Raw genomic sequence first — 21,886 nt, forward strand, 5'->3', positions numbered from 1 at the left:
AGGTCAGTGTGGGTCCGGTAATGTTAGATGTTGAAGGCTATGAGCTGGATGCCGAAGAGCGCGAAATTCTGGCGCATCCGCTGGTTGGCGGTTTGATCCTGTTTACCCGCAATTATCACGATCCCGCCCAGCTGCGCGAACTGGTGCGCCAGATCCGCGAGGCGTCCCATCACCGGCTGGTGGTGGCGGTGGATCAGGAAGGCGGGCGCGTTCAGCGCTTCAAAGAAGGCTTTACCCGACTGCCCGCGGCACAGTCCTTCGCCGCGCTGCTGGGAACAACCGAGGGCGGCAGGCTGGCGGAAGAGGCTGGCTGGCTGATGGCAAGCGAGATGATCGCCATGGACATCGACATCAGCTTTGCGCCGGTGCTGGATGTGGGACATATCAGCGCGGCCATTGGCGAACGCTCGTACCATGCCGATCCGGCGACCGCGCTGGCAATGGCGACCCGTTTTATCGACGGTATGCACAGCGCCGGAATGAAAACCACCGGCAAGCATTTTCCGGGACATGGCGCGGTAAGCGCAGATTCCCACAAAGAGACGCCGCGCGATCCCCGTGATGAAGCGGAGATCCGCGCCAAAGACATGTCCGTTTTCCGCTCGCTGATTACGGATAACAAGCTTGACGCCATCATGCCGGCGCATGTGATTTACAGCGATGCGGATCCGCGTCCGGCAAGCGGTTCACCCTACTGGCTGAAAACCGTGCTGCGCGGCGAGCTGGGCTTTAACGGCGTGATCTTCTCCGACGACCTGTCGATGGAAGGGGCGGCGATTATGGGCAGCTATGCGGAGCGCGGGCAGGCGTCGCTGGATGCCGGCTGCGATATGATCCTGGTTTGTAATAATCGTAAAGGCGCGGTCAGTGTTCTGGATAACCTGTCGCCGATCAAAGCAGAACGTGTTACAGAGTTGTATCATAAAGGTTCATTTACGCGTCAGGAATTGATGTCATCCGCGAAGTGGAAAACGGTCAGCGCCGCGCTGGAGCAGCTGCACGAACGCTGGCAGGAACATAAAACGGCGCATTAATCCATCGGTGCGTTGCAGTGTGGTGAGGGCACAATGATCATCTATTTACACGGTTTTGACTCGAACAGTCCGGGTAATCACGAGAAAGTGTTGCAGCTTCAGTTTATCGATCCGGATGTGCGGCTGCTGAGCTACAGCACCCGCCATCCGCGGCATGATATGCAGCACCTGCTGAAAGAAGTGGATAAAATGTTGCAGCTTAATGTCGATGAGCGTCCGCTGATCTGCGGCGTCGGGCTGGGCGGTTTCTGGGCCGAGCGTATCGGCTTTCTGTGCGATATCCGGCAGGTAATGTTTAACCCGAATCTGTGGCCGCAGGAGAATATGGAAGGCAAAATCGACCGTCCTGAAGAGTACGCCGATATTGCCACCAAATGCGTGACTAATTTTCGCGAAAAAAACCGCGACCGCTGTCTGGCGATCCTGTCCCGCCGGGACGAGGCGCTCGACAGCCAGCGTTCGGCGGCATTGCTGCAACCTTTTTACGAAATCGTCTGGGATGAAGAGCAGACGCATAAGTTTAAGAATATCTCCCCGCATTTGCAGCGCATCAAAGCCTTTAAAACCCTCGGTTAATCCGGCGTACATTCTTAAAAGTCAGCTTAATCGCTGACTTTTTTTTCCTTTACTGCGGATCACGCTTATCTTTTAAGCAGCAAAACTTGATGTACATCAATTTTGGTATGACCAATGCACCGAACATGCTATTCTCGTTACCGGTAAGGCGTTTTCCTGCTGGTAACTTGTTGTTAACTAAAACTTATTTCTATAACTTTTACTTAACAATTGGTTAATAATTTTAAGGGGGTCACCTTGACTACACCATTGAAAAAGATCGTGATTGTGGGCGGGGGTGCAGGCGGCCTTGAGCTGGCCACTCAACTGGGCAAAAAGCTCGGACGCGGTAAAAAAGCGAAAATCACGCTCATCGACCGTAACCACAGCCACCTGTGGAAGCCGCTGCTGCACGAAGTGGCGACCGGCTCGCTGGATGAAGGCGTGGATGCGCTGAGCTACCTGGCGCACGCGCGTAACCATCATTTCCAGTTCCAGCTTGGCTCCGTGATGGACATCAATCGCGAAAGCAAAACCCTGATGCTGGCTGAACTGCGCGACGAGAAGGGCGATCTGCTGGTGCCGGAACGTAAAATCGCTTACGACACCCTGGTGATGGCGCTGGGCAGCACCTCCAATGATTTCAATACGCCGGGCGTGAAAGAGCACTGTATCTTCCTCGACAACCCGCACCAGGCCCGTCGTTTCCATCAGGAAATGCTTAACCTGTTCCTGAAATACTCCGCCAACCTCGGCGCCAGCGGCAAGGTCAACATCGCCATTGTCGGCGGTGGCGCGACCGGCGTTGAGCTGTCGGCAGAGCTGCATAATGCGGTGAAACAGCTGCACAGCTACGGTTACAAAGGGCTGAGCAACGAGGCGCTGAACGTGACGCTGGTGGAAGCGGGCGAGCGTATTCTGCCTGCGCTGCCGCCGCGTATTTCCAGCGCCGCGCACAACGAACTGACCAAAATGGGCGTACGCGTCCTGACGCAGACCATGGTCACCAGCGCCGACAGCGAAGGGCTGCACACCAAAGACGGCGAACATATCAAAGCCGATCTGATGGTGTGGGCGGCAGGGATCAAAGCGCCGGACTTTATGAAAGAGATCGGTGGGCTGGAAACCAACCGCATTAATCAGCTGGTGGTTGAGCAGACCCTGCAAACCACCCGCGACCCGGACATTTTCGCCATCGGCGACTGCGCCTCCTGCGCCCGTCCGGAAGGGGGCTTTGTGCCGCCGCGCGCTCAGGCTGCTCACCAGATGGCGACCTGCGCGCTGCACAACATTCTGGCGCAGATGAAGGGCAAGCCGCTGAAAGCGTATGTCTATAAAGATCATGGCTCGCTGGTGTCGCTGTCGAACTTCTCCACCGTCGGCAGTCTGATGGGTAACCTGATGCGCGGCTCGATGATGATTGAAGGCCGCATGGCGCGCTTTGTATACATCTCGCTGTACCGTATGCACCAGGTGGCGCTGCATGGCTATTTCAAAACCGGCCTGATGATGGTGGTCGGCAGTATTAACCGGGTGATCCGCCCGCGTCTGAAGCTGCACTGACAGACCATGCCCCGCTTCGCGGCGGGGCGTTCAGCATATCCTTCTGCCCGACAGGGCTATGTGGTCAGACTTCTCTGAATCACCGCATTTCCCCGCACAATACCCCGCAAACTTCCTGAATTCTGATTGGCGTACGCTGCCTTTGATTGCAAAATTGTTACCAATAGCAAAAAAGGGAGATGATCCTGTGAATAAATCAATGTTAGCGGGTATAGGAATTGGTGTGGCCGCTGCTCTGGGTGTGGCAGCGGTTGCAGGCCTTGATGTCTTCAAAAGCGGCCCACAATATGCGCAGGTCGTCTCAGCCACACCAATCAAAGAAACGGTTAAAACGCCGCGTAAAGAGTGCCGTAACGTGACGGTAACGCATCGTCGCCCCGTGCAGGATGAAAATCGCCTGACAGGGTCGGTGCTGGGCGCTGTCGCAGGCGGCGTGATTGGTCACCAGTTTGGCGGCGGTCGCGGTAAAGATGTGGCCACTGTTGTCGGCGCGCTGGGCGGCGGCTATGCCGGTAATCAGATCCAGGGGTCACTACAGGATAATGACACCTACACCAGCACGCAGCAGCGTTGTAAAACCGTGTATGAAAAATCGGAAAAAATGCTCGGTTACGACGTCACCTACAAAATTGGTGACCAGCAGGGAAAAATTCGTATGGATAACGATCCCGGCACGCAAATTCCGCTGGATGGCAACGGCCAGCTGATCCTGAACAACAAAGCGTAAAAAAGAAGTTCTGCATTAATTGACTCCCCAATCGCTCAGGCTGGGGAGTCCTTTTTTATTTCTGCCTTATACCGCAGTATCGCGACTCTGCTTCACCAGCAGTCCTGCCGTAATCAATACCGAGACGAAAGCGAAAAGCACTGAACTGCCGCACAACAACCACAGACTAAACAACAATGTAATTACTATTAGCACTTTGAGTAATGGTAATAGCAAAACCATTTCATTTTCCTTCTGCATGTGAACAGCCATAAATCGCGTCTTCATGACCTGCAAGCGTCTCCCGTTGTGATACTGCTAATCATTAGCAGAAAAATAATCACAATAAGAATAGCAAAGCGAAGCGGAAAACAGAAAGACCTGACCTATTGCTGCAAAAGGTCAGGCCAATCAAACGAAAGAAGGGGATTACAGTCAGGATTTCAGCAATTCAGGCCACAGTCGCAGGGTGGTGTGGGTGATTTGCAGCAGTTTTTCCATGCAGGCGCCTTCACGCGCGCTCACGGACATGCCCTGCAGAATACAGCTCAGAAACTGTGCCAGCGCGACCACATCGCGGTTGGCCGGGATCTCGCCCCGCGCCTGGCGCTGCTGTAAAAACTGCAACAGCGTCTGCTCCTGGAGGGCGTGGCGGGATTTGATCGTTCGGGCGATTTCGTTTGAGGAGGCGGCGAGCGTCGCAGAGGTGTTAATCATAAAGCAGCCCGCCGGGGTATCCTTACTGGTAAAGCAGGTGGCGACAGAAGTGAAGTAATCCCGCAGCGCCTGCTCCAGGGGTTTTTCCTCGCACAGCAGTTGCGCGTCATGCTGCGCCGTGAAACGGGCGATATAGCGATCGAGCACGGCGCGGAACAGCCCCTCTTTATTGGTGAACTCTGCATACAGCGTCGGCGCTTTCGCGCCTGTCGCCTCAACCAGATCCGCTAACGAGGTGGCCTCATACCCGTGCTGCCAGAACAGCGTCATGGCTTTATCAAGCGCGGCGTCCCGGTCGAAGGTTTTCGGTCGGCCACGGCTTTTTTTAGTACCGCAGGTCACGTCGTTGTTCATAGCGCCGCCTGAATAATGATGTTTGTTGAACGATCATTATAAAAATTACCGGCAGGCATTACAAACTTTGCGCAACCTCCTGATGTTCCGTGACATCTACCGGCATTCCGGAACGAACCTGCATCACTTCATCCATCAGCGCGGTATTCGTTTGCGCACCCGCTTTAAAGGATTCCATTGCGCTGCTCAGTACGATTGGCTGGGTTTTCGGATCGTCGTTAATGGATTTAGACAGCGGCTGATGCACCTCCACCAGGCGACGGCCGTCCGGCTCGACAGAGGCCTTGATCGGCGTATTGATGATGTTCACTCTGGTGCCCGGCGTGACCTTTTTAAACAGCGTGGCGATATCGCCATCCCGCAGACGGATACAGCCGGAGCTGACGCGCATGCCGATGCCAAAATCTGCGTTAGTGCCGTGGATCAGGTACACACCGCCGTAGGCCGCCAGACGAATGGCATGATGCCCCATTGGGTTATCCGGGCCTGCCGGCACCACCGCAGGCAGATCGATACCCTGCGCTTTATAGCGGGCGCGAATATTCGCGGTCGGCGTCCAGGTCGGATTCGCGCGTTTGTCCGATACGGTAGTCACCATGGTGGGCGTTAAGGTATCACCCCCCAGCTGGCCGATGCCGATAGGGTAGATCGTCACTTCGCTTTTACCCGGCGGATAATAGTAAAGACGCAGCTCGGCAAGGTTAATGACAATACCCTCGCGCGGTACGTCCGGCAGCAGGGTTTGCAACGGAATGGTCAGTACGCTGCCCGCGCGGGGGACGTAAGGATCGACGCCGGGGTTCGCCTGTAACAGCGCAAGGAATCCGACATTGTATTTTTTGGCGATCGCTTCCAGCGAGCCGCCGTCGTTTTCCACGAGATGGAAGCGGTTTTCACCGACCACCCGGCTTCCCGCCGCGGGCAGCGGCCAGGTATTGGCCTGAGCGGGAAGGGCGAGCGCCAGAGTCGAGGCAACGGCAATAAAAGCCAGCCAACGGGCAAAACGCGAGGTTTTCATTAGTATCATCACCCACAGGTATATTCAGGTTATTGTTATTCAACATAAACCTTAATTATGGATGGTGGGCGTGTCGGGAAATGCAGGGGAAGTGCAAAGAGTTTGTAAAGGCTGGCGCGCCCTCCGGAGACGGCGCGCCAGTGAAATCAGGCGACGGCGTTTTCTGCCAGTTTCTGCATAAACTGACGCACCCATTCGATACGGGTTTTCCGCTCGCCGAGATCCTGGAAGAACTTCAGTCGTGTCGGCCCGTCGAGGCGGAAATGCTGCGGCTGCTTTTGCAGCAGACCAATCAGCCACACCGGATCCACATGATTCTTCTCGGCGAACTCAATAGTGCCGCCTTTGTCGTTACCTTCGATCTTGCGAATGCCCAGGTGCTGCGCCTGTTGACGCAGTAACGCCACCTCAAGCAGGGTACGCGCCGGATCCGGCAGCAGGCCGAAGCGATCGATCATCTCCACCTTAATTTCATCCAGCTCGTTCTCACTTTTCGCACTGGCCACCCGTTTGTAGAACGACAGGCGCGTATTCACGTCAGGAATGTAATCATCCGGGATCAGCGCCGGCATACGCAGTTCCACTTCCGTCTGCTGGCTGGTGAGATCTTCCAGAGAAGGCTCGCGCCCGGCTTTCAGCGCATCGACCGCGTTTTCCAGCATCTCCATGTACAGCGAGAAGCCGATGGTTTCCATCTGACCGCTCTGATCTTCCCCGAGCAGCTCCCCGGCGCCGCGGATCTCCAGATCGTGGGTCGCCAGCGCAAAGCCCGCCCCCAGATCTTCCAGCGAGGCAATGGCTTCGAGGCGTTTCTGCGCATCGGTGGTCATGGCTTTCGGATGCGGCGTCAGCAGCCACGCATAGGCCTGATGATGCGAACGCCCGACGCGCCCGCGCAGCTGGTGCAGCTGCGCCAGGCCAAAATGATCGGCCCGCTCGATGATGATAGTGTTGGCGGTGGGAATGTCGATCCCGGTTTCGATTATGGTGGTGCACACCAGCACGTTAAAACGCTGGTGATGGAAATCATTCATTACGCGCTCCAGCTCGCGCTCGCGCATCTGTCCGTGACCGATTGTGATACGCGCTTCCGGTACCAGATTCGCCAGACGTTGCGCCGCCTTCTGAATGTTTTCCACATCGTTATAAAGATAATACACCTGGCCGCCACGCAGGATCTCACGCAGCATGGCTTCACGTACCACCAGATCGTCATACTCGCGCACGAAGGTTTTCACCGCCAGACGACGGGCGGGTGGGGTGGCGATAATCGACAGATCGCGCATGCCGCTCATCGCCATATTCAGCGTGCGCGGGATCGGCGTCGCGGTCAGCGTCAGAATATCGACGTCGGCGCGCATCGCTTTAATGCGTTCTTTATGGCGCACGCCAAAGCGGTGCTCTTCATCGACGATAAGCAGTCCCAGGTCACGCATCTTCACATCGCTTTGCAGCAGCTTGTGCGTGCCGACCAGAATATCAATTTTACCCTCGGCGACCTGCTCCAGGATCTGCGCCTGCTCTTTGGCGCTGCGGAAGCGGGAGAGCATCTCAATGCGCACCGGCCAGTTGGCGAAGCGGTCGCGGAAGTTATCATAGTGCTGTTGCGCCAGCAGGGTGGTCGGCACCAGCACGGCCACCTGCTTATGGTTTTCCACCGCAAGGAAGGCGGCGCGCATCGCCACTTCGGTTTTGCCAAAGCCCACGTCGCCGCACACCAGACGATCCATCGCCAGCGGCTGAGACATATCGCTGAGCACCGCATTGATCGCCTGCGCCTGATCCGGCGTGGTTTCAAAGGGGAAACCTTCGCAGAACAGCTGATACTGTTCGCGATCGTGTTTGAACGCGAAACCGCTTTTCGCCGCGCGCTGGGCGTAAATATCCAGCAGTTCCGCCGCCACATCGCGGACTTTCTCCGCCGCTTTCTGCCGCGCCCGTGACCAGGCGTCGCTGCCGAGTTTATGCAGCGGGGCATTATCTTCAGCGCCACCGGCGTAGCGGCTAATCAGATGCAGGGACGAAACCGGCACATAGAGTTTGGCGTCACCGGCATAGGTGAGCATCAGGTATTCGCCCTTGATGCCGCCAGCTTCCAGGGTGGTCATTCCCGCATAGCGTCCGACACCGTGCTCCAGATGGACAACCGGCTGGCCGGGATGCAGTTCGGCGAGGTTACGGATCAGCGTATCCGGGTTAATGGTGCGGCGATTATCCTGGCGGCGACGGGACACGCGCTCGCCCAGCAGATCGCCTTCACAGATCAAGGCCCGGTTGCGCAGGGTGTCGATAAAGCCGCGCTCCGCCGCGCCAATGATCAGATAACGCCCGTTACCGGTCGCTTCATCGAGACGCTGAATGCGCTTCGGCGCGATCTTGATGCGTGCCAGCAGTTCGCCTAACGCCTCGCGACGCCCCTCGCTTTCCACCGAGAATACTACCGGGCCGCTGAAGGATTCGATAAATTTACGCAAGGCGTCGAGCGGCGATTTCTGCTGCGCCTGCACCGCCAGATCCGGCAGCGTCTGATAGCCCAGATTGGTGTTGGCGGCTTTGTCGGCCAGCTTGTCGGTTTTCAGCTGAATGCGCGGCCAGCCTTTCAGCGCGCCGAACAGTTCGTCAGCGCGCAGCCACAGGCGGGACGGCGGCAGCAGCGGTCGCATCGGATCGACGCCGCGGTTTTCATAGCGCGCCTGGGTGTCGTTCTGGAAACGCTCCGCGCTGCTTTCCAGATCGCCGGTATTCACAATCAGCGTATTCGCCGGGAAATAGCTGAACAGCGCCGGCAGCGGCTCGCTGAAGAACAGCGGCTGCCAGTATTCAATACCGGTCGGCAGGGTGCCTTTGCTCACCTGCTGATAGATGTGCTCCGCATCGCGCTTCACGTCAAAATTATCGCGCCACTGGCTGCGGAACAGCTCGATGGCGGCTTTATCCGTGGGGAATTCGTGGGCAGGCAGCAGATTGATGGCCTCCACTTCCTCCAGCGTGCGCTGCGTGTCGGCGTCAAACAGACGCAGACTATCGATTTCATCATCAAAGAAATCAATACGGTAGGGCTGCTCGCTGCCCATCGGATAGAGATCCAGCAGCGCGCCGCGGGTGGCATATTCACCGTGCGCCATCACCTGATCCACATGCCGGTAACCCGCATTATCCAGCTGCGCGCGCAGCGCATCCCGTGACAACCGCTGGCCTTTGTTCATCACCAGCGCGTGACCGTGCAGGAAGCTGTGCGGGCAAACGCGCTGCATCAGGGTGTTGACCGGCATGATCAGCACACCGCGCAGCATGGCGGGCAGCTGGTACAGCGTCGACAGGCGCGAGGAGATGATTTCCTGATGCGGCGAGAAGCTGTCGTAGGGCAGCGTTTCCCAGTCGGCCAGATTCATCACCAGATGATCGGTAAACTGCCTGATTTCATCGTGCAGACGCAGCGCGTTTTGCATATCGGGCGCGATCAGTACCACCGGGCCGGTATGACGTTCAACGATTTCAGCCACTTCGGTGGCACAGGCGCTGCCAGTAAGTTCGCCCAGCTGACGCTGGTCGCCCGCGCTGGAGGGCAGGGAATAACGGAATTGTTCAGGCATAGCGGATGTCATGATCTCTTAAGGGTACGCCCCCGATATGGGGGCATGCCACTGAAACACAATGCAGTTTATTATCCTCGATCATGCCATTTTAGCAAAGGCAACCGTCACCGGGTGGCTACTGCCGGACGTAAATCCACCGGCGGCGAGAAGAACAGATCGCCAAACAGACGCGTCGAGAGTTTGCGCACCAGCAGTCCCGCCGCGGTGCAAATCAGCAGACTGATAAAGGGATACACCAGCAGCAGCGCCAGTTCCACCATCGGCGGCAGCCGCGCCTGATTAAGCAGCGGGATCAGCGCCAGGCTGAAGCCTTCAATCAGAATACGGTGAGTGGTGTAAATAGCGATAGTATTAGAACCCACTACATTAAGCAGATTGTTTTCACCCGGCGGGAATCGCTGCTCCAGCTGCAAAAACAGCTTCATGATCAGCACAATGGAGAACAGCGACAGCAGCAGCGGCACGTTTTTAAACCACAGCAGCACCGCCGCCACCAGAGCGATCCCCAGCCACAGCGCATAGCGGCGCAGCGGCACGTTTTTAATGATGTCCATCACCGCCACGCCATACCACGCGCCCAGGCTGTAATAGATCATATTGCGCGCCACGCTGTTCAGACCCCACCAGGGCAGCGGCAGGAAATTAATGGCGACGGAGAGGATAACCAGTAAGCCCATTACCGGCGCTTTCCAGCGTTGCAGCGCCTTGCAGAGCACGAAATAGACCAGCAGCGCATACAGATACCACAGGCTGGTGCTGGCAGTAAGCATACCGTGCAGGAAGCCGGTAAAGGATCCGGCATAGGCGGCGTTGGCGGTGGCGCTGAGATCCCGTTCCGGCGCCAGCCATTCGTTTAACGCGCCAATCGCCAGCCACTGCACCACGCCCCACAGCGCCAGCACATAGAAAATACTCCACAGCCGTTTATCGATGCAGCCTTCCCACTGCACCTCTTCCACATACCGGCGGATCAGGTAGCCGGAGATAAAGAAAAACACCGGCATACGGAAGGGGGCGAGGTACAAATTAAAATAGATCCAGCACTTGGACAGGGTCTCCGACAGCGGATGTTGCAGCCCTTCCAGGTGCGGATAAAACGTAATTACCGAGTGGTAAATCACCACCAGACAGATACACAACCCTTTGATCTGGTTAATCCATAGTGCTTTTTGTTTCATGCTTACTACGTGCCTGTTATATCCAAGTTCAGGCGTTAATTGTGATGATGAGAGGAGACAGCGGTAATGCGTAAAGGTCTGGATTTGGACGGGCTGGCGCAATTTTCGGAACAATATTAAACGTAACTTTGCAGCCATTGCGCGCATTTAATGGAATAGTGGTTTGATTTTCCAGAACTTTTTAAGTGCATTCGCGACAATTCTTCACGTTTAAGCGATTTACCATCCCCGGTTTCGCTTATATACTCCCAAGTCTGCTCATAGCTACCAGACGGATTTCATGTATCAACCTGTCGCACTATTCATAGGCCTTCGCTACATGCGCGGGCGTGCAGTCGACCGCTTCGGTCGCTTTGTCTCCTGGCTTTCCACCATTGGCATTACGCTCGGCGTGATGGCGCTGGTAACGGTGCTATCGGTGATGAACGGCTTCGAACGTGAACTGCAAAACAATATTCTGGGGCTGATGCCGCAGGCCGTGCTGAGTGCCGATCATGGCTCACTGGATCCTGAAAAAGTGCCGGAAAGCGCCGCCCGTCTGCCGGGCGTCAACCGCACCGCGCCGCTGACCACCGGCGATGTGGTGCTGCAAAGCGCGCGCAGTGTATCGGTGGGCGTCATGCTTGGCATCGATCCGGCGCAGAAAGATCCGCTTACGCCCTTCCTTGTCAACGTACAGCAAAACGATTTGCAGCCGGGCAAGTACAACATCATTCTCGGCGAACAGCTGGCCGGGCAACTGGGCGTTAACCGTGGCGATCAGCTGCGCGTAATGGTCCCTTCCGCCAGTCAGTTTACGCCGATGGGGCGTCTGCCCAGCCAGCGCCTGTTTACGGTGATCGGCACCTTCGCCGCCAACAGCGAAGTGGATGGTTACCAGATGCTGGTGAACATTCAGGACGCCTCGCGCCTGATGCGCTATCCGGCGGGAAATATCACCGGCTGGCGTCTGTGGCTTAATGAGCCGCTGAAAGTCGACGAACTCAGCCAGCAAACGCTGCCCCAGGGCACCGCATGGCACGACTGGCGCGATCGCAAAGGCGAACTGTTCCAGGCGGTGCGCATGGAAAAAAACATGATGGGGCTGCTGCTGAGCCTGATCGTCGCGGTCGCGGCCTTTAACATCATTACCTCTCTCGGCCTGATGGTGATGGAGAAGCAGGGCGAGGTCGCCATTCTGCAAACCCAGGGCCTGACGCCGCGCCAGATCATGGCGGTGTTTATGGTGCAGGGCGCCAGCGCCGGGATCATCGGCGCGCTGCTCGGCGCGCTACTGGGCGCGCTGCTTGCCAGCCAGCTCAATAATCTTATGCCGATCATCGGCGCATTGCTGGATGGCGCTGCATTGCCGGTGGTGATCGAGCCGTTACAGGTGATCGTTATTGCGCTGGTGGCGATGGCCATCGCGCTGCTGTCCACGCTTTATCCTTCCTGGCGCGCCGCCGCCACCCAACCCGCTGAGGCTTTACGTTATGAATAAGATCCTGTTGCAATGTGACAACCTGTGCAAACGCTATCAGGAAGGGAACGTGCAAACGGATGTGCTGCACGATGTCAGCTTCAGCGTGGGTCAGGGTGAAATGATGGCGATTGTCGGCAGCTCCGGCTCCGGCAAAAGTACCTTACTGCATCTGCTGGGCGGCCTGGACACTCCAACCTCCGGCGATGTGATTTTTGACGATCAGCGGATGAGCAAACTGTCGTCCACTGCCAAAGCCGAACTGCGTAACCGCGAACTGGGCTTTATCTATCAGTTTCACCACCTGCTGCCGGACTTTACCGCCCAGGAAAACGTGGCGATGCCGCTGTTGATTGGTAAACATAAACCGGCGGAAATCGAGCGACGCGCCCGGGAAATGCTGGCCGCCGTGGGGCTGGAGCACCGTGCGAAACACCGCCCCTCCGAGCTGTCCGGCGGTGAGCGTCAGCGTGTGGCTATCGCCCGTGCGCTGGTGAATAGACCGCGACTGGTGCTGGCGGATGAGCCGACCGGTAACCTTGATGCGCGCAATGCCGACAGTATTTTTGCCCTGTTGGGTGAGCTGAATCAGACGCAGGGCACGGCCTTTCTGGTGGTAACGCACGACCTGCAACTGGCGCGTCGTATGACCCGCCAGCTCGAAATGCGCGATGGCCGCCTGACTGCTGACCTGACGCTGATGGGAGCGCAGTAATGGCCTCGCCTTTATCCCTCCTGATTGGGCTGCGGTTCAGCCGCGGCCGCCGCCGCAGCGGCATGGTATCGCTGATTTCGGTGATCTCAACCGTCGGTATCGCGCTGGGCGTGGCGGTGCTGATCGTCGGCCTCAGCGCCATGAACGGCTTCGAGCGCGAACTGAATAACCGCATTCTGGCGGTGGTGCCGCACGGTGAAATCGAAGCGGTGAACCAGCCGTGGACTAACTGGAACGAGGCGCTGACGAAAGTCGAAAAAGTGCCGGGCATCGTGGCCGCCGCCCCTTATATTAACTTTACCGGGCTGGTGGAGAGCGGCGCTAACCTGCGCGCCATCCAGGTGAAAGGCGTCGATCCGCAGCAGGAAACGCGGCTCAGCGCGTTGCCACGCTTTGTGCAGAACAACGCCTGGTCTGGCTTTAAAGCCGGTGAACAGCAGATCATCATCGGTAAGGGCGTCGCCGACGCGCTGAAGGTGAAGCAGGGCGACTGGGTGTCGATCATGATCCCGAACGCCAGCGCCGATCACAAACTGCAACAGCCGAAGCGCGTGCGTCTGCACGTCAGTGGTATTTTGCAGTTGAGCGGTCAGCTCGACCACAGCTTTGCCATGATCCCGATGAAGGATGCGCAGCAGTATCTGGATATGGGTGACAGTGTCACGGGCATCGCCCTGAAAGTGAACGATGTCTTTAACGCGCAAAAACTGGTGCGCGACGCAGGAGAGGTGACCAACAGCTACGTTTATATCAAAAGCTGGATCGGCACCTATGGCTATATGTACCGGGACATTCAGATGATCCGCGCCATTATGTATCTGGCGATGGTGCTGGTGATCGGCGTTGCCTGTTTCAATATCGTCTCCACCCTGGTGATGGCGGTAAAAGACAAGAGCGGTGACATCGCGGTGCTGCGTACGCTGGGGGCGAAGGACGGCCTGATCCGCGCCATTTTCGTCTGGTATGGTCTGCTGGCCGGGCTGTTCGGCAGCCTGTGTGGGGTGGTGATTGGCGTGCTGGTGTCGTTGAATCTCACGCCGATCATGAACGGCATCGAGAAGCTGATCGGCCATCAGTTCCTCTCCGGCGACATCTATTTTATTGATTTTCTGCCGTCAGAACTGCATGCGCTGGATGTGGTGTACGTGCTGGTTACGGCGCTGGTGCTGAGCCTGCTCGCCAGCTGGTATCCGGCCCGTCGCGCCAGCAATATCGATCCGGCGAGGGTGCTGAGCGGCCAATAACCAACAAGGAGTGGCGATGTATTACGGATTTGATATTGGTGGTACAAAAATTGCGATGGGCGTTTTCGACGCTGACCGGCGGTTATGCCATGAAACCCGTGTCGCCACGCCCCGTGAAGGTTATGACGCTTTTCTTAAAGCGGTGACGTCGCTGGTGCTGGAAGCCGATGAACGCTATGGCGTCAAAGGCTCCGTCGGTATCGGCATCCCCGGCATGCCGGAAACCGCAGACGGTACGCTGTACGCCGCCAACGTTCCGGCCGCAAGCGGCAAACCCCTGCGCGCGGATCTCTCGGCGCTGCTGGCGCGTGATGTCCGTCTGGATAACGACGCCAACTGCTTTGCGCTGTCGGAAGCCTGGGACGATGAATTTAAGCAATACCCGCTGGTGATGGGGCTGATCCTCGGCACCGGCGTTGGCGGCGGTCTGGTGCTGAACGGCAAATCCATTACCGGACGCAGCTATATCGCCGGTGAGTTCGGGCACATCCGTCTGCCGGTCGATGCCTTTGATGTGGTCGGCTTCGACTTCCCGCTGACCCGCTGCGGCTGCGGCAAACTCGGCTGTATTGAGAACTATCTTTCCGGTCGCGGCTTTGCATGGTTGTACCAACATTTCTACGATCAATCCTTATCCTCCCCGGAAATTATCGCGCTCTATGAGCAGGGGGATGCCAGGGCGCGCGCCCATGTGGCGCGCTACGCGGATCTGCTCGCGGTGTGCCTTGGCAATATACTGACGATTGTGGATCCCGATTTGCTGGTGATGGGCGGAGGGTTATCGAATTTTTCTGCGCTGACCACCCTTATCGCCGACCGCTTACCGCCGCATCTGCTGCCTGTTGCCCGGCTGCCGCGTATTGAACGCGCGCGTCATGGCGATGCCGGTGGGATGCGCGGAGCGGCCTTCCTTCACCTCACCGACTAGCCTAAAGAGGTTGCTATGCAGTCGCGCCGGTTACATCGTCTAAGCCGTTTTCGCCGTAACAAACGTCGTCTGCATGAGCGTTTACGCCAGCGAATTTTTTTCAGAGACAGAGTGGTGCCCGAAGTGATGGAAAAACCGAGAGTGGTGGTACTGACCGGAGCGGGGATCTCCGCCGAGTCAGGCATTCGCACCTTCCGCGCGGCCGATGGCCTGTGGGAAGAACATCATGTCGAAGACGTGGCCACGCCGGAAGGGTTCGCCCGCGATCCGGCGCTGGTGCAGTCGTTTTATAACGCCCGCCGTCGCCAGCTGCAGCTGCCCGAGATCGCGCCCAACGCCGCGCATCTGGCCCTGGCAGAGCTTGAAGCCGCGCTGGGCGATCGTTTTCTGCTGGTGACGCAGAATATCGATAACCTGCATGAGCGCGCCGGCAATAAAAACGTGCTGCACATGCACGGCGAACTGCTGAAAGTGCGCTGCGCCACCAGCGGCCAGGTGCTGGAGTGGACCGGTGATATCACGCCGGAAGACAAATGCCACTGCTGCCAGTTTCCGTCCACCTTACGCCCGCACGTGGTGTGGTTTGGCGAAATGCCGCTGGGAATGGATGAGATTTACAGCGCGCTGGCGATGGCCGACGTGTTTATCGCCATCGGCACCTCCGGGCATGTTTATCCCGCCGCGGGCTTTGTGCATGAGGCGCGTTTACAGGGCGCGCATACGGTGGAACTCAATCTGGAGCCAAGCCAGGTCGGCAGCGAATTTGAAGAGAAGCATTACGGGCTGGCAAGCGTGGTGGTGCCGGAGTATGTGGACAAGCTATTGAAAGGTTTGTGAGATGATGCAGCCTCTCCCTGCGGGAGAGGCTGGAGAAGGTTACCGCCCGGCTTTCAGCTTCTGGTAATACTCTTCATAAATGGCGCTGGCGGCGCCGACATCGTTCTGCCATTCGCCTTTACTGATGGTATCCGCATCCGGATACAGCGATTTGTCGTTCGCCACGTCCGGGGCCAGCAGCTTACGCGCCGCCAGGTTCGGCGTCGGGTAGCCGATGGTTTCCGCCACCTGCTTCGCCACGTCCGGACGCAGCAGGAAGTTGATTAACTTCAGCGCGCCCTCGACGTTTTTCGCGTTAGCCGGGATCGCCAGGCTGTCCATCCAGAAAATCCCGCCTTCTTTCGGCCAGACGATCTGCAATGGTGTGCCGGACTGACGGGCAACATAAGCTGAGCCATTCCAGACCATACCCAGATTCACTTCGCCTTCCATGTACGGGTTCGCCGGATTATCCGAGTTGAACGCCGCCACGTTTGGCATCAGTTTTTTCAGCTCCTGATAGGCCGCTTCGATCTCTTTTGGATCGGTGGTGTTGCCGGACAGTCCAAGTTTACGCAGCGCCACCTGGAACACCTCGCGGGCATCGTCGGTCAGCAGCAGGCTGCTTTTGTATTCCGGTTTCCACAGATCGCCCCAGCCGGTGATGGTGGCGGGATCGATAGCCTCGCTGTTCACGCCAATGGCGGTCGCGCCCCAGATATAGGGAATGGAATAGTCGTTCTGCGGATCGAAGGGCTTGTTCAGCATGTCCGGATCGAGATTATGGAAGTTGGTGAGCTTCGTTTTATCGATCTTCTGGATCATGCCCTCTTTGCGCATTTTATCGACGAAATAGGTGGAGGGCACCACCAGATCGTACGCGCCATCTTTGTAGGTTTTGAGCTTGGCATACATGGTTTCATTCGACTCATAGGTCGAATAGATCACCTTGATCCCCGTCTCTTTGGTGAACTGTTCCAGCAGGCCTGGCGGCACGTACTCGGTCCAGTTGTAGAAGTAAAGCGTATTGTTGTCCGCGTGAGCAGCGCTCATTCCCATTGCCAGAGCGCCCGCAGCGAGCAGGTGGCGTGACCATTTGATCATTTTAACGTCCCCTGAGATTTGGTTTTATCACGTGCAATAAGCTGGCTGGCGATCACCAGAACCAGCGAGAGTACTAACAGAATAGTCGCCAGCGCGTTCACTTCCGGTGACACGCCGACTTTCACCATTGAATAGATCTTCAGTGGCAGAATTTCATAGCCAGGCCCGGTGACGAAAGATGAAACGACCACGTCATCCATCGACAGGGTAAAGCTCAGCACCCAACCGGCGGCCACCGCAGGCATTGCCAGCGGCAGAATAATTTTGCGCAGAATGGTCACTTCGCTGGCACCGAGATCCTTCGCCGCTTCCAGCATCCGCACATCAAACCCTTTCAGCCGCGAATAGACGGTGACCACCACAAACGGCAGGCAGAAGGTGATGTGGGAAAACAGCAGCGACCAGAAGCCCAGCTGAATGCCGATAAGCATAAAGAGCACCAGCAGCGAAATCGCCATCACGATGTCCGGCGACATCATCACCACAAACAGCATGCCGCTGACGAAAGGCTTGCCGCGAAAACGGTAACGGTAGAGCGCCACCGCCGTCAGGGAGCCAATCAGCGTGGCAAAGGTAGCCGACAGCACCGCCATGGTCAGCGAGTGGCGGGCGGCCTGTAACAGGCTGTCATTGTTCATCAACAGGCTGTACCAGTCGGTGGTGAAGCCCTGCCAGTTGATGCCGAAGCGCACCTGGTTGAAGGAATTGACGATCAGAATAATGATCGGAATATAAAGATAAGCGTAAATGGCGGTCATAAAACCGCCGCGCAGCAGGCGACCGATCATTCCAGCTCCACCTTTTTATTCAGAAAACGCATCGCCCGCCAGTAAACCAGCAGCATCAGGCCCATCACCACCGTCAGCGTAATGCTGGTGGCGGAGCCGAACGGCCAGTCGCGAATGTTCAGGAACTGGCTTTTAATCACGTTACCAATCAGCAGGTTTTTCGCGCCGCCCATCAGATCCGAGACGTAAAACAGCCCCATCGCCGGCAGCATCACCAGCAGACAGCCTGCGATAATGCCCGGCATGGTCAGCGGAATAATAATGCGGATAAAGGTTTGCAGCTTACTGGCACCCAGATCGCGGGCGGCCTCCAGCAGCGGTTTGTCGAGTTTTTCAATACTCGACCACAGCGGCATTACCATAAAGGGCAGCAGGATATACACCAGCCCGATGATCACCGCGCCCGGCGTGAACATGATACGCAGCGGCGTATCAATGACGCCCAGCCACAGCAGAAACGCATTCAGATAGCCTTTGGTGCTGAGAAACAGTTTCAGGCCATAAATGCGGATCAGGGAGTTGGTCCAGAAAGGCACGATCAGCAAAAACAGCAGCAGCGGGCGCACCTTCTGCGGCAGCTTGGCCAGAAACCAGGCAAAGGGATAGCCGAGCGCGAGGCAGGCGAGGGTGGCGATCAGCGCCATATTCAGCGAGTGCAACAGCACATCGAAATAGAGCGGATCGAGCAGACGCGAATAGTTGTCCAGCGTAAACACCAGACTGACAAAGGAGGCGTCATCGCGGGTTAAAAAACTGGTGACGATGATCATCAGGTTGGGCAGAAAAACAAACAGCACCAGCCAGCCGACGACGGTCGCGATCACCACATTCTGGAATTTACTGGTGTTCTTCATCAGGCAGTACGACCTCCCAGCTTTCCACCCAGTTGATGGCCATCTTTTGATCCAGCGAGTGGTCAAAATCCGGATCGTCTTCGTTGAAGAATTCGCTGACCATCACCATTTTGCCGTTTTCCAGCTCCACCACCGACTCCAGCGTCATGCCTTTGTAATTGCGCTCGCGCACAAAGCCAATCAGACCGTCCACCTCGCGGCTGTCGTTGATCTCCTCCACGCGCAGATCTTCCGGGCGCAGCATCACGTTCAGGCGCTGACCTTTTTCTACCGGGAAATGGACGTGGATATTGCATTCGCGGCCTTCGACGCTGGCGCGCACGCGCTGTTCGTCCAGACGTTCGATCACCGTGGCGTTGAACAGGTTGATCTCGCCGATGAAGCTTGCGACAAACAGGTTTTTTGGTTCTTCGTAAATTTCACGCGGCGTGCCGTCCTGCTCGATCTTACCCTCGCGCATCACCACGATGCGGTCGGACATGGTCAGCGCTTCTTCCTGATCGTGGGTTACGAACACAAAAGTGATGCCCAGTTTACGTTGCAGGGCTTTCAGTTCGTTCTGCATCTGTTTGCGCAGTTTATAATCCAGCGCGGAGAGGGATTCATCAAGCAGCAACAGGCGCGGTTTATTCACCACTGCTCGGGCGATGGCGACGCGCTGCTGTTGTCCGCCGGAAAGCTGATGGGGTTTACGTTCGGCGAAGCTGTCCAGTTGCACCATGCGCAGGGCTTCGGTCACGCGGGGAGTAATTTGATCGGCTGGCGTTTTTTGCATTCGCAGGCCAAAGGCGACGTTTTCAAAAACCGTCATATGCGGGAAAAGCGCGTAGCTTTGAAAAACCGTATTGACGTGGCGGTGTTCAGCCGGAACCTGGGTGATGTCCTGATCTTCGAGATGGATATGACCGGCATCGACATTTTCCAGTCCGGCAATCAGGCGCAGCACTGTGGTTTTACCGCAGCCAGAGGGGCCAAGCAGTGTCAGAAATTCGCCATTATTGATGGTGAGATTAAGATCGGAAATGACATTTTTACCATCAAAGCTTTTCCGAATCCCCGCCAGGTGCACCAGCGGCGAAAGCGAACGCGTTTGTGTATTCAATTTTTTACTCTGTCCCGTGTAGACGCAATGGATGGCTTACCATTGCGGGGTTTGTGATTAACCACCTTAGGGTTTGACACATTAATGAGGCCTGGCATTCTACGGCAAACCACTGAAATCGCCAATCCTTGTGAGATATTCCCTTTCAGAGGTGGAATTTCTCAACCATGCTTAGGTCTGGGGTCGCGAAAGCTAAAAAATTCTCGTTTGCACGGGTAAAAGTGACCTGACGCAATATTTCTGTTTTCACGCTTATCAATAATGTTGTCTCAAATAGTGAGGGTGGCCCGCATGGATAAATTACTAGAGCGTTTTTTGCACTATGTTTCGCTGGATACACAATCAAAACCGGGCGTCAGACAGGTTCCCAGTACCGAAGGGCAATGGAAGCTGTTGCAGCTGCTGAAAGACCAGCTCGAAGAAATGGGGCTTGTTAACGTCACTCTGAGCGAAAAAGGAACGGTGATGGCAACCCTGCCGGCTAACGTGCCGGGCGATATTCCGGCCATCGGTTTTATTTCCCATGTCGATACCTCGCCCGATTTCACCGGTAAAAACGTCAATCCGCAGATTGTCGAGAACTATCGCGGCGGCGATATTGCCCTTGGCGTGGGCGATGAAGTGTTATCCCCGGTGATGTTCCCGGTGCTGCATCAGCTGCTGGGCCAGACGCTGATCACCACCGACGGCAAAACCCTGCTTGGGGCCGATGACAAAGCGGGCGTGGCGGAGATCATGACCGCGCTGTCGGTGCTGATTAATAAAAACATTCCTCACGGTGATATTCGCGTGGCCTTCACGCCGGATGAAGAGGTGGGTAAAGGCGCGAAGCACTTCGACGTCGAAGCCTTTGACGCCCGCTGGGCCTATACCATTGACGGCGGCGGCGTGGGCGAGCTGGAGTTTGAAAACTTTAACGCGGCATCGGTAACCATCAAAATCGTCGGCAACAACGTCCATCCCGGTACGGCGAAAGGGGTAATGGTCAATGCCCTCTCTCTGGCGAGCCGCATTCATGCAGAAGTGCCGCCCGCGGAAAGCCCGGAGCAGACGGAAGGGTATGAGGGTTTCTATCACCTGACCAGCATCAAAGGGACGGTGGATCGCGCTGAAATGCACTACATCATCCGCGATTTTGACCGCCAGGCTTTTGAGGCGCGCAAACGTAAGATGATGGAGATCGCCAAAACGGTCGGCAAAGGGCTGCACCCGGATTGTTACATTGAACTGGTGATCGAAGACAGCTATTACAATATGCGCGAGAAAGTCGCCGAGTTTCCGCACATCATTGACATCGCGCAGCAGGCAATGCGCGATTGCGATATCGAACCTGTGATGAAACCCATCCGCGGCGGCACCGACGGCGCACAGTTATCCTTTATGGGATTGCCCTGCCCGAACATCTTCACCGGCGGCTATAACTACCACGGTAAGCATGAATTCGTGACGCTGGAAGGCATGGAAAAAGCGGTGAAAGTGATCGTGCGTATTGCGGAGTTAACCGCAAAAAGTCATTAACGCCGGGCGGCGCTGCGCTTGCCCGGCCTACGCTCGACCATACCGTTGTAGGCCCGGTAAGCTTAGCGCCACCGGGCATCACAATTCCCCAGGTAAAGGATTACCGCATGTCAAATTATCGTCGGCACTACATCCCCGGTGGCAGCTGGTTTTTTACCGTTAACCTGAAAAACCGACAAAGCGATCTGCTGATTCGTCACATTGCTCTGCTGCGCCGCGCAACGTCCTTTGTTAAACATCACAAACCCTTTCACATTGACGCCTGGGTGATCCTGCCCGAGCACATGCACTGCATTTGGACGCTGCCGGAAAACGACAGCGATTTTTCCGGCCGCTGGCGGGATCTTAAGAAAATGTTTACGCGTTCGCTGAACAGCCGCGATATCTGGCAACCGCGATTCCGGGAGCATACATTGCGTGACGAGGAGGATTTCCGGCGGCATCGGGATTACATCAATATTAACCCGGTGAAGCATGGCTGGGTGGCGCGGGTGAGCGACTGGCCGTATTCAACTTTTCATCGTGATGTGCGGGACGGCATTTATCCGCCTGACTGGGCGGGTGAAGTGGCGGATTTGCCAACGGGAGAACGACGGGAAGAGTAGCATCGCCGGGCGGCGCTGCGCTTGCCCGGCCT

General features: G+C 56.7%; 19 protein-coding genes. 11 read left to right on the plus strand and 8 right to left on the minus strand.

The window, feature by feature from the left end:
- Positions 1-8 precede the first annotated feature (8 nt).
- The 4 genes from nagZ to ACQUTD_RS08645 all read left to right on the plus strand — a co-directional run bounded on the left by nagZ (position 9) and on the right by ACQUTD_RS08645 (position 3,879).
- Positions 9-1,034: a beta-N-acetylhexosaminidase gene (nagZ, locus tag ACQUTD_RS08630; RefSeq protein ID WP_318364560.1), complete on the plus strand. Its 1,026-nt coding sequence runs from the start codon at positions 9-11 to the stop codon at positions 1,032-1,034.
- Between the two features lie 33 nt (positions 1,035-1,067).
- Positions 1,068-1,610 carry an alpha/beta hydrolase YcfP gene (gene ycfP, locus ACQUTD_RS08635; protein ID WP_072568175.1) on the plus strand — a complete coding sequence of 181 codons (543 nt, stop codon included), beginning with the start codon at positions 1,068-1,070 and terminating at the stop codon, positions 1,608-1,610.
- A gap of 237 nt (positions 1,611-1,847) precedes the next feature.
- Entirely contained in the window at positions 1,848-3,152 is a 1,305-nt protein-coding gene (locus tag ACQUTD_RS08640; RefSeq protein ID WP_473274882.1) for an FAD-dependent oxidoreductase, read from the plus strand.
- Between the two features lie 187 nt (positions 3,153-3,339).
- Positions 3,340-3,879, plus strand: a complete 540-nt coding sequence (locus tag ACQUTD_RS08645) for a glycine zipper 2TM domain-containing protein (protein WP_072568177.1) — start codon at positions 3,340-3,342, stop codon at positions 3,877-3,879.
- Between the two features lie 414 nt (positions 3,880-4,293).
- Here the strand turns inward: ACQUTD_RS08645 and ACQUTD_RS08650 are convergent, their stop codons facing one another.
- The 4 genes from ACQUTD_RS08650 to ACQUTD_RS08665 form a co-directional block, all read right to left on the minus strand.
- Positions 4,294-4,929, minus strand: coding sequence for a TetR family transcriptional regulator (locus tag ACQUTD_RS08650; protein ID WP_473274878.1), 636 nt, complete (start codon positions 4,927-4,929; stop codon positions 4,294-4,296).
- A gap of 58 nt (positions 4,930-4,987) precedes the next feature.
- On the minus strand, positions 4,988-5,956 hold the full coding sequence (ldtC, locus tag ACQUTD_RS08655) for a L,D-transpeptidase LdtC (RefSeq protein ID WP_473274876.1): 969 nt from the start codon (positions 5,954-5,956) through the stop codon (positions 4,988-4,990).
- Between the two features lie 137 nt (positions 5,957-6,093).
- Positions 6,094-9,540, minus strand: coding sequence for a transcription-repair coupling factor (mfd, locus tag ACQUTD_RS08660; protein ID WP_473274875.1), 3,447 nt, complete (start codon positions 9,538-9,540; stop codon positions 6,094-6,096).
- 107 nt (positions 9,541-9,647) lie between these two features.
- Entirely contained in the window at positions 9,648-10,721 is a 1,074-nt protein-coding gene (locus ACQUTD_RS08665; protein WP_318377111.1) for an acyltransferase family protein, read from the minus strand.
- Between the two features lie 280 nt (positions 10,722-11,001).
- On the opposite strand from ACQUTD_RS08665, the gene lolC reads away from it, so the two are divergent.
- The 5 genes from lolC to cobB are packed head-to-tail and all read left to right on the plus strand — an operon-like array spanning position 11,002 to position 15,904.
- On the plus strand, positions 11,002-12,201 hold the full coding sequence (gene lolC / locus ACQUTD_RS08670; RefSeq protein ID WP_072568183.1) for a lipoprotein-releasing ABC transporter permease subunit LolC: 1,200 nt from the start codon (positions 11,002-11,004) through the stop codon (positions 12,199-12,201).
- Entirely contained in the window at positions 12,194-12,895 is a 702-nt protein-coding gene (lolD, locus tag ACQUTD_RS08675) for a lipoprotein-releasing ABC transporter ATP-binding protein LolD (RefSeq protein ID WP_072568184.1), read from the plus strand. The genes lolC and lolD overlap by 8 nt, the downstream gene beginning before the upstream one ends.
- The gene (lolE, locus tag ACQUTD_RS08680; RefSeq protein WP_318364888.1) at positions 12,895-14,139 is read left to right on the plus strand and encodes a lipoprotein-releasing ABC transporter permease subunit LolE; all 1,245 of its coding nucleotides are present in this window, start codon (positions 12,895-12,897) and stop codon (positions 14,137-14,139) included. The genes lolD and lolE overlap by 1 nt, the downstream gene beginning before the upstream one ends.
- A gap of 16 nt (positions 14,140-14,155) precedes the next feature.
- On the plus strand, positions 14,156-15,067 hold the full coding sequence (nagK, locus tag ACQUTD_RS08685) for an N-acetylglucosamine kinase (protein WP_473274872.1): 912 nt from the start codon (positions 14,156-14,158) through the stop codon (positions 15,065-15,067).
- A gap of 15 nt (positions 15,068-15,082) precedes the next feature.
- Entirely contained in the window at positions 15,083-15,904 is an 822-nt protein-coding gene (gene cobB, locus ACQUTD_RS08690; protein WP_473274870.1) for a Sir2 family NAD+-dependent deacetylase, read from the plus strand.
- A gap of 39 nt (positions 15,905-15,943) precedes the next feature.
- Here the strand turns inward: cobB and potD are convergent, their stop codons facing one another.
- The 4 genes from potD to potA are packed head-to-tail and all read right to left on the minus strand — an operon-like array spanning position 15,944 to position 19,764.
- Entirely contained in the window at positions 15,944-16,987 is a 1,044-nt protein-coding gene (gene potD, locus ACQUTD_RS08695; RefSeq protein ID WP_072568188.1) for a spermidine/putrescine ABC transporter substrate-binding protein PotD, read from the minus strand.
- Positions 16,984-17,775 (minus strand): spermidine/putrescine ABC transporter permease PotC, encoded by a 792-nt coding sequence (gene potC / locus ACQUTD_RS08700; protein ID WP_473274869.1) that lies wholly within the window; start codon positions 17,773-17,775, stop codon positions 16,984-16,986. Before potC ends, potD begins: the two co-directional genes overlap by 4 nt.
- Positions 17,772-18,629, minus strand: a complete 858-nt coding sequence (gene potB, locus ACQUTD_RS08705) for a spermidine/putrescine ABC transporter permease PotB (RefSeq protein ID WP_318377127.1) — start codon at positions 18,627-18,629, stop codon at positions 17,772-17,774. The genes potC and potB overlap by 4 nt, the downstream gene beginning before the upstream one ends.
- Positions 18,613-19,764, minus strand: a complete 1,152-nt coding sequence (gene potA, locus ACQUTD_RS08710; RefSeq protein WP_199775958.1) for a spermidine/putrescine ABC transporter ATP-binding protein PotA — start codon at positions 19,762-19,764, stop codon at positions 18,613-18,615. Before potA ends, potB begins: the two co-directional genes overlap by 17 nt.
- A gap of 258 nt (positions 19,765-20,022) precedes the next feature.
- On the opposite strand from potA, the gene pepT reads away from it, so the two are divergent.
- Together pepT and ACQUTD_RS08720 are read left to right on the plus strand one after the other, a co-directional pair.
- On the plus strand, positions 20,023-21,249 hold the full coding sequence (pepT, locus tag ACQUTD_RS08715; RefSeq protein WP_473274867.1) for a peptidase T: 1,227 nt from the start codon (positions 20,023-20,025) through the stop codon (positions 21,247-21,249).
- Between the two features lie 107 nt (positions 21,250-21,356).
- On the plus strand, positions 21,357-21,854 hold the full coding sequence (locus ACQUTD_RS08720) for an REP-associated tyrosine transposase (RefSeq protein WP_473274865.1): 498 nt from the start codon (positions 21,357-21,359) through the stop codon (positions 21,852-21,854).
- Positions 21,855-21,886: the final 32 nt, after the last annotated feature.

Source organism: Enterobacter sp. K510, assembly GCF_055804875.1.

Bases quoted from the DNA above. Each gene is read 5' to 3' on its own strand.
- nagK (WP_473274872.1), top strand. From the start codon at position 14,156: ATGTATTACGGATTTGATATTGGTGGTACAAAAATTGCGATGGGCGTT.
- potB (WP_318377127.1), bottom strand. From the start codon at position 18,629: ATGAAGAACACCAGTAAATTCCAGAATGTGGTGATCGCGACCGTCGTC.
- potC (WP_473274869.1), bottom strand. From the start codon at position 17,775: ATGATCGGTCGCCTGCTGCGCGGCGGTTTTATGACCGCCATTTACGCT.
- lolD (WP_072568184.1), top strand. From the start codon at position 12,194: ATGAATAAGATCCTGTTGCAATGTGACAACCTGTGCAAACGCTATCAG.
- ACQUTD_RS08720 (WP_473274865.1), top strand. From the start codon at position 21,357: ATGTCAAATTATCGTCGGCACTACATCCCCGGTGGCAGCTGGTTTTTT.
- ldtC (WP_473274876.1), bottom strand. From the start codon at position 5,956: ATGATACTAATGAAAACCTCGCGTTTTGCCCGTTGGCTGGCTTTTATT.
- ACQUTD_RS08665 (WP_318377111.1), bottom strand. From the start codon at position 10,721: ATGAAACAAAAAGCACTATGGATTAACCAGATCAAAGGGTTGTGTATC.
- ycfP (WP_072568175.1), top strand. From the start codon at position 1,068: ATGATCATCTATTTACACGGTTTTGACTCGAACAGTCCGGGTAATCAC.
- ACQUTD_RS08650 (WP_473274878.1), bottom strand. From the start codon at position 4,929: ATGAACAACGACGTGACCTGCGGTACTAAAAAAAGCCGTGGCCGACCG.
- cobB (WP_473274870.1), top strand. From the start codon at position 15,083: ATGCAGTCGCGCCGGTTACATCGTCTAAGCCGTTTTCGCCGTAACAAA.
- potD (WP_072568188.1), bottom strand. From the start codon at position 16,987: ATGATCAAATGGTCACGCCACCTGCTCGCTGCGGGCGCTCTGGCAATG.
- mfd (WP_473274875.1), bottom strand. From the start codon at position 9,540: ATGCCTGAACAATTCCGTTATTCCCTGCCCTCCAGCGCGGGCGACCAG.
- lolE (WP_318364888.1), top strand. From the start codon at position 12,895: ATGGCCTCGCCTTTATCCCTCCTGATTGGGCTGCGGTTCAGCCGCGGC.
- pepT (WP_473274867.1), top strand. From the start codon at position 20,023: ATGGATAAATTACTAGAGCGTTTTTTGCACTATGTTTCGCTGGATACA.
- lolC (WP_072568183.1), top strand. From the start codon at position 11,002: ATGTATCAACCTGTCGCACTATTCATAGGCCTTCGCTACATGCGCGGG.